Here is a 12,667-nt window from a genome sequence, read left to right on the forward strand (position 1 = left end):
CGCTCGGCGGGGCCGGAACGGCGGCCCCGCCGAGCGCGGGTTCCTACTTGCGGCGCAGTCGCGACCACTGGGCGCGGGCGCCGGTCAGCACCTTCGCCCCGGCCGGGGTACCGCCCAGGACCAGCGCGGCCGGTCCTCCGACCAGCAGCACCAGGCCGGCGATCAGCGCGACGGGCAGCAGCAGGCGGGCGGTGCCGGGACGGTCGGGCACCGGGGTGCCGACCGGGGCCGCGGCGATCGCGTTGCCGGAGGGCGCGGCGCCCGCGCCGGGCTTGGCGCCGCCGGCCGCGCCGGGAGCCGCGGCACCGCCGGCCGTGCCGGTCCCGGTGGAGCCGGTGCCGGAGAGGCCGCCGCCGGACAGGCCGTCGGAGGAGCCGAAGCCGGTGCCGCCGGAGTTGCCGTCGGCGGTGGTGCCGCCGGTGCCGGAGCTGCTCACCGGGGTGGTGCCGTCGCCCGTGCCGCCGGAGCCGGAGGAACCGTTGCCGCTCTCCGGGGTGCCCGGCTCGCCGCCGGGCGGAGGGGCGGTCTGGTTGCCGGGCAGCTTGCCGTCCTGGGCCGCGACGTGCTGCACGGCCTCCTGGGCCTGCTGCCGCTGGGCGCCGGTCAGCGCGAGGTAGCCCTGGGCGAGCTGCCCCGGCGCGAGGCCGTAGGTCTGGCCGTCGGTGGTCACGGTCTTGAGGAACTGCGAGATCGACGCGGCCTTCTCGGCGGGCACGCCGCCGGTCGGCACCATCGCGTACTGCACCGCGGTCAGCGGGTACGCCCGCTGGTCACGCGAGAACGCGGTGTCCGGCGTGCCGTAGGGCAGCTGCTGGACCCCGGTGGCGGCGTCGGTCGGCATGTCGCCGACGGCGGCCTGGAAGCCGGCCGTGCCGGGCGACACGAAGGAGCCGGCCGGGTTGAGCAGCGAGGCCTCGGGGAGCGAGAACGCCTTGGCCTGGGCGGTGTCCATGATGGCGAGCAGCGAGCGCACGCCGGGGATCTGCGTGAAACAGGGCTTGTGGCTGCCGTCGGACTCGCTGTTCGGCTGCTGGCAGTTCGGCTGGTACTGCATCAGGTTGCGCGCCACCCGCCCGAGACCGTCGAGCGAGGGGTTCCACTCGTACTGCTTCCAGTGCTTGAAGTCGACTCCCGCGCTGCCCTGCGCGGGCCCGGAGTAGTCCTGGACCTGGAACGCCTCCGCCGGGTAGCCGGCGAACTTCGGCTTCAGGTAGAAGCTGTCGACGCGCATGCCCCACGGGTCCGGCTCACCGTCGAGGAAGCGGCTCGCGTCCGGATCGGCGGCGAGCCACGAGGTCAGCTGGTAGGTGAAGTCGGTGGTGCCACCGGGAACACCGGGGTAGACCGTCAGGGTGCCGCCGCAGCTCGTCGGCCAGTGGATCCCGTTGGCCGCCGTTTCCGGGTTCAGCTGCTTGAACTCGGGGTCGGTGTAGAGGCAGGTCGAGTTGCCGGCCACGGAGGGGATGCTCATGCCCGGCGAGGCGTAGGACTGGGTGAGCAGCTTGGCGACCAGCCGGGCGTTCAGCTTCATGTCGCGGATCTGCCGACCGGTCTTCGGGTCGTCGATCAGGTACGTGACCGAGATGCCGGTCGTCGCGAGCGGGGCGTAGACGTACGGACGGGTGGGCGGCGAACGGTCGGGCCGCGCCGTCAGCGCGACCTCCGTGCTGCTGCTGCCCCCCAGGAACGCGGCACGGGCCTGCGGCTCACCACCGGAGGGGACGTAGCCCACGGTCATCGGCGAGTCGCCCAGGCACAGGCCGGCCCGCCACTGCTGCATGGCCCGGTTGGCCATCTCCAGACCGGCGGCACCGAAGGCCTGGTTGCTCACCGTGCAGGAGTCCGCCGTGGGCGCGAAGGACAGCGGGACCACCGTCCGGTGCTGCCAGGCGCACTGCTCGCTGGTCCGGTTGCCCGTCTTCCAGTTCTGGTTGCCGGGGGTCATGATCCCGTCGGCGGCGGTGTAGCCGTCCGGGTCGGCGTCCAGGTCGTGGAACTCGCAGTCGGCCTTGCCGTCGAGGACCTGGAAGAGGTCCAGTGGGTCGCCGCCGTAGTTCGGCTCGACCACCAGGGAACAGGGGTGGGTCGCGTCACAGCCGAGCGTGGAGCTCTCCTTCGCGCTCCACACCTCGATCGAGGCGCTGCCCGAGCCGTCCGGGCCGGTGGCGGCGATCACCTGGTTGGTGGGCCACTCCGGCACCTCCGTGCGCGTCGGCCGGGGCGGCTGCTCGAAGCCCTTCGTCCGGTCGCCGCCGTAGAGGGTGCTGCCGTAACAGTCCGTCACCGCCGGGTCGGTGCCCCGGCACTGGTAGATCCGCACCGCGTAGAGGATGTGGGTCGACAGCGACTGTGCCGTCGGTGCGGGATCGTTGGTGCCCAGGTAGACCGTCGGGGTGAAGCCGCTCCAGGAGACCTGGAGGACCTGGTTGGTCAGGTTCGCCGTCTGGGAGACGGTCACGCTGCCCTCGGTGCCGTACTTCTTGGCGGACGGAATCCAGACCTTCGGGCCCGGGACGGTCACCGCCGAGTCGGCGTGCGCCTGTGGCGCCGCGCCCAACCCGATCGGAATGACGGCGAGCGCCGCCACCACGGCCTTGGCGAGGACCAGGGCCGGTAGTCGACGGCGCCACCTCCCTGGGCCTCTCGGGTCGGGTACGCGGTTTCTCATGGCGAGGCCTCCGGGAGATGCGGGCCGCCGAGGGAGGCGGCACGAGGGCGTCGATCGCGCTGGGGACGGACGGTTCCGTGCGTACTATTCGGCCAGCCGGACATGGCGGGATCCGGTCGACCAGATGTACGAGACCACAACGCGACGACTCCGTACCGGAGTTGGGAACTCCGCAAGCGAAGGGCCCGCGCCGAGGCGCGGGCCCGCCGACCTGCGGTTCAGTACCGGGTGAGCGGTACCGGGTGGTTCAGTGCGCCGGGGTGTAGGACAGCGCGAGCTTGCCGATCTTCTGGCCGGCGGTGAAGTAGCCGGTGCCCAGCTTGGTGTCGAGGTACTGCGCGCCGGCCGCGTCCACCTCGAAGCTGGAGGAGGTCAGGTTCTGGGTGAGGCCGCTGCGGGTGATCACGTTGTCGCCGGACGGGTCGAGCAGCGGGACCGGCGTGGTCGAGCCGTTCGGAACGGCGGTGAAGTAGCCGTTGTCGACCGAGAAGTCGAGCTGCTTGAAGGCCACGCTCTTGCCGGTCTTGAGGTTCAGGAAGAGCAGGCCGCCACCGAACTGCACGTCGCCGTAGAAGTTCGGGATGTTCGCGGCGCCGCCGGTCACCGGAAGCGTCACGGTGAGGCCCGCCGTCTGGTCGTACGCCGGGTCCGCGGGCTGGAGCGGGATGATCACGATGCCGTTGAGCGCGGCGTTCGTCAGGAAGTTGACGTCGGTGGTGATCACGGCCTGGCCGGCGGCCGGGGTGGTGGCCGTGTCGGCGGCGGCGACGCCGCTCACGGCGGTCAGGGAGAGGACGACGGCGGCACCGGTAGCGGCCAGGCGGGCGCTGATGCGGGACATGCTGGACTCCTTGGGAGAGGGAGAGGTGATGTGCGGGTGGTGCGGTTCGGCGGGGCTCAGGAATGGGTGACGGAGCCGCAGGCGATCTGCGGCAACGGGACGAAGCCGGACTTCCTGATGGCGTCCGCGCCGTTGCGGCAGATCCAGCCGCCGCGGCCGAAGATGCCGCGCAGCGCGGCACCACGGGTGTTGTCGGCGTACAGCTCCGCGTCGCGCAGGACGTTCGACAGCACGACCCCGTACGGCGCCGTGACGGCGGAGGCCGAGATCGTCCTGGTCTGCGGGTCGATGGGCGCGACGCCGTCGACGGACCTCAGGGTCAGGGCACCCGGCACGTCCTCACCACCGCCCTGCCCCTGGTACGCCTGGCCGATGTAGTAGCCCGTCGAGTAGGGGATCAACGCGTTGGGGTCGGCCAGGACCGGGTCGCTGCCCTGGTTCTCCCGGATGCCGCTGGTGACGCAGGCACCGGGGGTGACCGCGTAGCCGCGACCGATCGTGAGCAGGAAGTGCGCCCTCAGACCTGTCCCGGGCGGGGGAAGGTAGGCCTTGATGGTGGCGTTCGGCAGCGCCGGGTCGATCTGGTTCCAGGTGGTGACCGCGCAGGTGTAGATGTCCTTCAGGTTCCCGGTGCTCAGGTTCGCCGGGGCGTTTCCGGTGGCCGGGGCGGCCCAGGCGACGGCGTCCCAGGCGATGGCCACGAAGTCGTCCGTCGAGAGGTCGTCCTGCTGCGGGCCGCGTGACGCGCGGGCGAAGTCCACGGTGGTGCCGGTGCGGCCGTTCAGCGCGACCATGCCGGCGTGCTGGTCCGCGGGCCGGGCGATCGTCGTGGCACCCGACTTGGTGGTGATGGTCCCGCTCGGACGCGTGTCCCAGCTGTACAGCCTCGGCGTCGCCGGATCCGTCAGCGAGGCGTTGTAGCCGCTCGCGATCCGGTTCATCAGGATCTGGGTCGTCCCGTCGCCGACACCCACGACGTCGACGGCACGCGGTGTGACACCGGCCGCCGGGTCGGCGAGCGCGGTACCGCCGACGGTGGTCGTCGCCAGGACGGCGATCGCGGCGGCACCGCCCAGCATGGTCATGGCCCTGCGCATCGGCCCGCCTCCGGCGTCCGGTCGTGGTGAGGGTGGCCCGGCGGCCGCGGGGCGAGGCCCCGCGGCCGCCGGTGTGGTGCGGGGTGGATCAGGAGTGGGTGACGGCGCCGCAGGCGAAGGCGGACAGCGGCAGGAAGCCGTAGCTCTTGAGGTCGTTGGCGCCGTTGTTGCAGAGCCAGCCGCCCTTGCCGAAGATGGCGCGCAGGGTGGCGTTCGAGTTCCACTCGGTGTCACGGAAGACGTTGTAGACCACGCGGGAGTACGGGGTGGCCGCGAAGGCGGCGCTGATCGTCTTGGCCGTGGTGTCCACCGGCAGGACACCGTTGACGTTGCGGATGGTCAGCGGGCCCTGGACGTCGGTGCCGCTGCCCTGGCCGTAGTAGACCTGGCCGATGTAGTGGGCCACGGAGTAGGGGACCAGCGCGTTGGGGTCGGCCAGGACCGAGTCGCTGCCCTGGTTCTCCTGGGTGCCGCTGGTGACGCAGCCACCGGGGGTGACCGCGACGCCGCCACCGATGGTGGTCAGGAAGTAGGAGCGGGTGCCGGAGTCGGTCTGCGGCAGGAAGGGCTTGATGGTGGCGTTCGGCAGCGACGCGTCGATGTCGTGCCAGTTGGTCACCGCACAGGTGAAGATGTCCTTCAGGTTCCCGGTGGTCAGGTTCGCCGGGGCGTTGCCGGTGGCCGGGGCGGCCCAGGCGACGGCGTCCTTCGCCAGGCTGACGAAGTAGTCGCTGCTCGGGTCGCTCGACTGCGGGCCGCGCGAGGAGCGGGCGAAGTCCACCGTGGTGTTGGTGTAGGTGGCCAGCGCCTTGATGCCGGCGCCGGAGCCGTTCGGGCGGGCGATCGCGGCGGAACCGGCCTTGGGGGTGATGGTGGTGCCGGTGGGGGTCGCGTCCCAGCTGTAGACGCGGGGGGCGTTCGGGTCGGTCAGCGACGCGTTGTAGTCGGCGGCGAGCTGGTTCACGACGGCCTGGGTGGTGTCGGAGCCGGTGCCCACGAAGTCGATGGCGCGCGGCGTCACGCCGGCGGCCGGGTCGGCGACGGCGGTGCCGCCGGCGACGGTCGCGATGGAGGTCGCCAGGGCGGCGACGGTGAGCAGCTTGGCAGCGGTCTTACGCATGTTCCTCTTCCTCCGGGGGAGAGACGTACATCGCGTGAAACCCTTACTCCGTTCGGGAGTTCGGGGCCGTGTGGCCGCGTCCGCTGCGGCCTCGCCGGCAGTGCCGATCCTGTCCGGCGGGGAGGTTCCGCCGGAAGGGAGGCCGGGTCCGGCCGGGGAATGTCGACTCATCGGTTCGACGAGGTTTAGCCACTGGTCAGCGTGCACGTGACAGGGGCACTACCGGCCCTCCGAACCCGGTCGACGTTCTTCTCCAGGAAGCTGCTCGGGGTGTTGCCGGAAACCTGCCCTTCACCGGAACTGCACGGACAGGGGCCGTGGACGGAACCGCCGCCTCCGGACGCGCCCCCGGACATGCTCCGGATACGCCCGGGATACGCCCCGGACACGCCTCCGGACATGCCGACATGGCGGTCCGTCGCGTTCGACGGACCGCCATGCACGCGGTCTCCTACAGCGGCCGGCGGCCGTCCCGCCCCGATCGCCGCAACTCCTGCCCCACCCACTGCAGTCCGGCCAGGAACCCCTCGATCCCCGCCTGGCACTGGTCCCGCCGCAGGTATCCCCGGGCGCTGCGGGCGACCGGGACGGCGTCGGCCGCCCCCGGCCGGGTGCTGCGCACCGGCAGGTAGGCGGCCCAGACCCACTGACGTCCTTCGGACTGCCCGACCGAGCACCGCAGCGCGGCCCGTTCGATCAGCAGCACCCGGACGGCCTCGGCGAGTTCGTCCTCGCTGCGGTACGTCCGTACGCCGACCCCGAGCGGCCTCCCGTTGGCGGCCCGCAGTGCCCAGCCGAGGCAGCGGTCGGCCGCCGGCACGATCAGCAGTCGCGGGCCGCGTCGCTCAGCGGCCATCGGTGCGTCTCAACGGTACGGCGGGCTCCGGGAGTTCGTGCGGAGGCTGCTTGGAGAGCAGCACCACGAACCGCCGGAAGGCGTTCTGGCAGGTCGCGTACCGCTCGTACGCGCGGCTGGAGCGCACCTCGGGGAGGGCGCGCGAGCCCGGGACGACCCAGATCCAGCCGATGCCCTCCCGCACGTGGGTGATGCGCGCGGTGAGCCCGGGCGCCGCGGCGCGCAGGCCGTCGAAGCCCCGCTCGGCCTCGCCCGCCGTCTCGAACGCGGCCGGGGTGATCGCGACCACCCGGCCGTTGGACGCCTTCAGTTGCCAGCGGTAGCGCCCGTCCGCTGCCCGTTCGGCGCGGAAACCCCCTCGACTTGCCCCTGCTGCGGTGTGACCGCGGCCGGCAGCGTTCACTGCCCCCTCCGTCCGGTTGCCCTCCGGTTTCCCCTCCGAGCGGAGCAAAGCTATGTGTGCACACGGAGCCCCCGAAAGCCCAGAACGTTCACAACTTGCGCTGTTGGTCGGGAAGTTCTCTCTCGTTTAACTTTCACCGGTTCTTGGTGGTAGTCCCGGTCGGAACCCTCAGAGCCGGGCCGTCCAGCGCACCATCGTGCCCTTGCGGTACGGCCCGCTCTCGTGCCAGGCGTCGCCGCCGAGCGCCTCGGCGCGCCGGGTGAGGTTGAGCAGGCCGCTGCGCCGGCCGCCGGCCGGGATGCCCACCCCGTCGTCGGTCACGGTGAGCAGCACGCCGGGCCGGCCGCCCCGGTCCAGCGAGTCCGGGTCGCCGCCCACCGGGCGGCCGTCCTCGCCCAGGTGGGTGGTCGCGTCGATCTCCACGCCGACCCGGGAGGCGCGCGCGTGCCGGGCCGTGTTGGAGAGCATCTCGCGCAGGGCGGCGAGCAGTTGACGGCCGGTCTTCTCGCCGACCAGGCTCTCCACCGGCCCGACGAAGCTCACCGAGGGCTTGAAGCCGAGCGCGGCCGCGGCCTGGCTGGCCTCCCGCAGCACCCGGGTGCGCAGGGTGTCCGGCGCGTCGCCGTGGTCGTCGTGCTGGAGGGCGTAGATGGTGGTGCGGACCTCCTGGATGGTGGCGTCCAGCTCGTCCACCGCCTTGCCGATGCCGACCCTGACCTCGGGGACGACGGCCCGCCGGGCGGCGCTCTCCAGCATCATCCCGGTGGCGAACAGCCGTTGGATCACCAGGTCGTGCAGGTCGCGGGCGATCCGGTCGCGGTCCTGGAAGACGGCCAGCCGCTGCTGGTCGCGCTGGCCCTCGGCGAGCCGCAGGGCCAGCGCGGCCTGCGAGGCGAAGGTCTCGGCGAGCTGCTTCTCGCTGTCGGTGAACGGCACCGCGCCGTGCGGGCGCCAGACGCAGAGCCCGCCGAGCACCCGCCCAGCGGCGACCATCGGCACGGCCATGGACGGGCCGAAGCGGCGGGCGAGCCGGATCACCACGGTCGGGTCGCTGGACATGTCGTCCAGGTAGACGCTCTCCCCCGCGAGCAGCCGCGCCGCGAAGCTCTCCCTGGGCAGCAGTTCGCCGCGGACGTACTCGGCCAGTTCGCCGGAGGCGTGCGCGACCCGCATCTGCCCGTCGCCCTCGCCGCCGCCCTCCGGGCCGGTCGGCAGCAGGATCATGCCGAGCGCGGCGTCCGCCAGCTCCCGTACCTGCTCGGCGGCGACGGTCAGCGCGCTCTCGGCCTGCTCGGCGGAGAGCAGGGCGGTGGCGACGGCGGCGGCGCCGGCGATCCAGCGTTCGCGGCGGCGGCCCTCCTCGTACAGCCGGGAGTTCTCGATGGCCACGCCGGCCGCCGCGGCGAGCGCGTGCACCACCTGCTCGTCCTCGGGGGTGAAGGCGCCGCCGCCCTTCTTCTCGGTGAGGTAGAGGTTGCCGAACACCTCCGCGCGGACCCGGATCGGCACGCCCAGGAAGGTCCTCATGCAGGGGTGGTGCGGCGGGAAGCCGGAGGAGCGCGGGTCGGTGCGGAGGTCGGCCAGCCGCAGCGGCTCGGGGCGGTCGATGAGCGCGCCGAGGATGCCCCGGCCGGCGGGCAGTTCGCCGATCTCGGCGGCGGTCTCGTCGTCGACCCCGACGTGGATGAAGTCGGCCAGGCCGGTGCCGCCGGGGGCGATCACGCCGAGCGCCGCGTAGCGGGCGTCGACCAGTTCGGCGGCGCCCACGGCGATCCGGTGCAGGGTGGCGTGCAGGTCCAGCCCGGCCCCGATCGAGACCACCGCCTCCAGCAGCCGCTGCATCCGGTCGGTGACCGCGGCGGCCGACTGGAGGCGCTCGGCGACCTCGGTGACCAGGGTGTCCAGCCCGAGCGAGGCGATCTCCGGCACCTGGTGGGGCGTCTGCTCGGCGGCGGCCCCGGGGAGGTCCGACGGGAGGCCCGGAACGGGGTCCGACGGAAGGCCCGGAACGGGGTCCGACGGAAGGCCCGGAACGGGGTCCGACGGGAGGCCCGGAACGGGGTCGGGCGGGAGGTCCGGAACGGGGTCGGGCGGGAGGTCCGGCGTGGGGTCCATGAAGAAAGCCTACGTTTGTACGCTTTTCAGCCGAAGGACGGCGCGACTAACGGGTGACGGCCCGGCCGGCGGCAGCCGGAACCGGCTCCAGCAGCCCGTCCGCCTCCCGCTCCCGCCGCCACATCGCGTGCAGCCGCCCGTCCGGGTCGGCGACCAGCTCCGACCAGCGGCCCCGCTCGGCCACCCGTCCGCCGTCCAGCACCAGCACCTCGTCCACCGTGGTGTCGTCCAGCCCGGCCAGCCGGTGGGTGATCAGCACGGTGGTGCGGCCCTCGGTGGCGGCCAGCAGGTCGGCGGTCAGGGCGTCGGCGGTGGGCAGGTCGAGGTGCTCGGCGGGCTCGTCCAGGACCAGCACGGGGAAGTCCGCGAGCAGCGCCCGGGCGAGCGCCAGCCGCCGGCGCTGGCCACCGGAGAGCCGGGCGCCGTGCTCGCCGACCATGGTGTCCAGGCCGTCCGGCAGGCCCTCGGTCCACTCCAGCAGCCGGGCGGCGGCCAGCGCGGCGCGCAGCTCCTCCTCCCCCGCCGCCGGCCGGGCCAGCCGCAGGTTCTCCCGCAGCGAGCTGTCGAAGACGTGGGCGTCCTGGGCGCAGAGCCCGATCACCCGGCGGACGGACTCGCCCGCCAGCGCGCGGCTGTCCACCGCCTCGGGGCGGCCGTCGGCGAACCGCACCGTCCCGGCGCTCGGCTCCAGGAAGCGCAGCAGCGCCTGGGCGAGGGTGGTCTTGCCGGAGCCGGACGGGCCGACCACGGCGATCCGGCGGCCGGCCGCGAGGTCGAGGTCCACCCCGACGAGCGCGTCCGCCGTCTGCCCGGGGTGCCGTACGGTCAGCCCGCGCACCGCGACGGGCAGCGGCCGCTCGGGCAGTGCCACCGGTTCGGCGGGCTCGGCGACCGGGGGTTCGGCGGAGAGCACCTCGTCCAGCCGGGCCCGCGCGGCGCGGCTGCGCTGGCGGGCCTGGACGGCGAGCGGCATCCCGGTGACGGCCTCGAAGGCGGCCAGCGGGGTCAGCACCACCACGGCCAGGCAGACCGGCGCCAGCACCCCGTCGCGCACCCCCTGGACGCCGACGGCGGCCGCGGCGGTCACGGTCAGCCCGGTGAGCAGGGCGATCAGCCCGGTGCCGAGCGCCGTGGTGGCGGCCGAGCGGGCGGCCAGCCCGGTCAGCGCGGCGTCGGCGCTACGGACGGCGGCCAGCCGGCCGGGCAGCGCGCCGGCCACGGTGAGCTCGGCGGTGCCGGTGAAGGCGTCCACCACGGCGGTGGCCAGGCGCCCGCGCGCCGGGGCCTGGCGCCGCTCGGCGCCGGCCGACCAGCGGGCGGCCAGGGCGGGCACCAGCCCGCCCGCGAGCAGCAGTCCGAGGCCGAGCACCAGCCCGGCGGCCGGCAGGAAGGCGGCCATCGCCGCGGTCGAGGCCAGCGCGACCAGGCCGGCCACCGCGGCCGGCAGCCGCCAGCGCAGGTAGTGGTCCTGGACGGCGTCCACGTCGGCGACCAGCCGGGAGAGCAGGTCGCCGCGCCGGAAGGCGGGCAGTCCGGCCGGGGCGAGCGCGCTCAGCCGCCGGTAGACGGCGGCCCGCAGGGTGCCGAGGGTGCGCAGCACCGCGTCGTGCGAGACCAGCCGCTCGGCGTAGCGGAAGACGCTGCGGCCGATGCCGAAGGCCCGTACCGAGGTGACGGCCATCATCAGGTAGAGCACCGGCGGCATCTCGGAGGCCCGGGAGATCAGGTAGCCGGAGGTGGCCATCAGCGCGACGGCGCAGCCGAGGGCGAGCGCGCCGAGCAGGATCGAGAGCGCCAGCCGGGGGGTGCCGCCGCCCTCGGGCCGGGGCTCCTCGGCGACGGCGGGGGCGGGCGTGGGGCGGCCGCTGTGGGCGAGCGGCGCCACCGGGGCGGCCGGGGCGGCGGCCGACGGGGCTCCCGCCAGCCGTACCCGCCGGTCGGCGACGGCCAGCAGGGCGGGCCGGTGCGCGACCACCAGCACGGTGCGCGCCGGGTCGGCGGCGAGCGCCCGGACGGCGTCCACCACGGCCGCCTCGGAGGCGCCGTCCAGGTTGGCGGTCGGCTCGTCCAGCAGCACCAGCGGCCGGTCCTCGGCGAGCAGCACCCGGGCGAGGGCGAGGCGCTGGCGCTGCCCGGCGGAGAGCCCGGCGCCGTCCTCCCCGAGGACTGCCGCCAGGTCGGTCACGAAGTCGAGCGCGTGCGCGGCCCGCAGCGCCGTCCACAGCTGCTCGTCGGTGGCCTCCGGCCGGTAGAGCCGCAGGTTCTCGGCGACCGTCCCGGCGAACAGGTGCGGGTGCTGCGGCACCCAGGCGATCTGCCGCCGCCAGCTCTCCGGCTCCAGCTCGGCCAGGTCGTACGTCGTACGGCCGTCGGCGGCGGTGATCCGGACGGTGCCCGACGACGGGGCGGTGAGGCCGAGCAGCACGGCCAGCAGGGTGGACTTGCCGGCGCCGCTGGGGCCGGTGAGCGCCGTGCTGGAGCCCGGGCGCAGGGTCAGCGCGGCGCCGTCCAGCGCGGGCTCGGTGCGCCCGGGGTGCCGGACGACCAGGCCCTCGGCGGCGATCACGGCGCTCGCGAGGTCGGGTGCCGGGGTGGTGCCGGCCGCGGGCAGCGGGGTCTCCAGCACCCGGAACAGCTCGTCGGCGGCGGTCAGCCCCTCGACGCTGGAGTGGTAGAGCGCGCCGACCTGGCGGATCGGGAAGTACACCTCGGGGGCGAGCACCAGGATCAGCAGCCCGGTCTCCAGGTCGAGCGTGCCGTCCACCAGCCGGAAGCCGACGGTGACGGCGACCAGCGCGACGGACAGGGTGGAGAGCAGCTCCAGGGTGAAGGAGGAGACGAAGGCGATCCGCAGGGTGCGCAGGGTGGCCCGGCGGTAGTCGGCGGTGATCCGGGCGATGGTGGCGGCCTGGGTGCGGGCCCGGTTGAACACCTTGAGGGTGGGCAGTCCGGCGACCACGTCGAGGAAGTGGTGGGAGAGCCGGGACAGGGTGTTCCACTGCCGGTCCATCCGGGACTGGGTGGCCATCCCGATCAGCACCATGAACAGCGGGATCAGCGGCAGCGTCCCGGCGATGACCGCGGCCGAGGTGAAGTCGGCGCCGACGATCCGCAGCAGCACGATCACCGGGACGACCACGGCCAGCGCCAGCTGCGGCAGGTAGCGGGCGAAGTAGTCGTCCAGCGCGTCGATACCGCGGGTGGCGAGGGTGGTGAGTTCGCCGGTGCGCCGGCCCGCCAGGTAGGACGGGCCGAGCGCGGTGGCGTGGTCGAGCAGCCGGCGCCGCAGGGTGGACTTCACCCGGGCGACGGACCGGTGGGCGGTGAGTTCGGTGAGCCAGCCGACCAGCCCGCGCCCGACCGCGGTCAGGGCGAGCAGCAGCAACGGCGTGGTCAGCTCGCCGAGCGTCGCCCCGCGCTGGAAGGCGCGGACGACGATCTCGGCGATCAGACTCGCCTGGGCGACCACCAGGGCCGCGCCGACCGCGCCGAGCAGCACGGATCCGGCGAGGAAGGCCCTGGTGGTGCGGGCGTACCCGAGGAGTCGGGGGTCGACCGGCTTCACGG

General features: G+C 74.1%; 8 protein-coding genes. All 8 read right to left on the minus strand.

Going from position 1 to position 12,667, the window contains the following annotated elements; all coding sequences use genetic code 11:
- Window positions 1–43 precede the first annotated feature (43 nt).
- Window positions 44–2,668: a hypothetical protein gene (locus ACFY4B_RS40970; protein ID WP_143204523.1), complete on the minus strand. Its 2,625-nt coding sequence runs from the start codon at window positions 2,666–2,668 to the stop codon at window positions 44–46.
- A gap of 247 nt (window positions 2,669–2,915) precedes the next feature.
- A complete protein-coding gene (locus ACFY4B_RS40975) occupies window positions 2,916–3,509 on the minus strand; it encodes a hypothetical protein (RefSeq protein WP_049655591.1) in 594 nt (197 codons plus the stop codon).
- A gap of 56 nt (window positions 3,510–3,565) precedes the next feature.
- The gene (locus tag ACFY4B_RS40980) at window positions 3,566–4,606 is read right to left on the minus strand and encodes a PstS family phosphate ABC transporter substrate-binding protein (RefSeq protein ID WP_387976616.1); all 1,041 of its coding nucleotides are present in this window, start codon (window positions 4,604–4,606) and stop codon (window positions 3,566–3,568) included.
- Window positions 4,607–4,694: 88 nt separating this feature from the next.
- Complete coding sequence (locus ACFY4B_RS40985; RefSeq protein ID WP_049655594.1) at window positions 4,695–5,726, minus strand: PstS family phosphate ABC transporter substrate-binding protein; 1,032 nt, start codon at window positions 5,724–5,726, stop codon at window positions 4,695–4,697.
- Window positions 5,727–6,177: 451 nt separating this feature from the next.
- Window positions 6,178–6,582 carry a hypothetical protein gene (locus ACFY4B_RS40990; RefSeq protein ID WP_049655595.1) on the minus strand — a complete coding sequence of 135 codons (405 nt, stop codon included), beginning with the start codon at window positions 6,580–6,582 and terminating at the stop codon, window positions 6,178–6,180.
- Window positions 6,572–6,985: a DUF1508 domain-containing protein gene (locus ACFY4B_RS40995; RefSeq protein ID WP_074002007.1), complete on the minus strand. Its 414-nt coding sequence runs from the start codon at window positions 6,983–6,985 to the stop codon at window positions 6,572–6,574. Before ACFY4B_RS40995 ends, ACFY4B_RS40990 begins: the two co-directional genes overlap by 11 nt.
- A gap of 168 nt (window positions 6,986–7,153) precedes the next feature.
- Entirely contained in the window at window positions 7,154–9,100 is a 1,947-nt protein-coding gene (locus tag ACFY4B_RS41000; protein ID WP_387976619.1) for a GAF domain-containing sensor histidine kinase, read from the minus strand.
- A 46-nt stretch (window positions 9,101–9,146) separates the two neighbouring features.
- Complete coding sequence (cydD, locus tag ACFY4B_RS41005) at window positions 9,147–12,665, minus strand: thiol reductant ABC exporter subunit CydD (RefSeq protein ID WP_387976622.1); 3,519 nt, start codon at window positions 12,663–12,665, stop codon at window positions 9,147–9,149.
- Window positions 12,666–12,667: the final 2 nt, after the last annotated feature.

This window comes from Kitasatospora sp. NPDC001261 (genome assembly GCF_042896795.1).
Lineage (GTDB): Bacteria > Actinomycetota > Actinomycetes > Streptomycetales > Streptomycetaceae > Kitasatospora.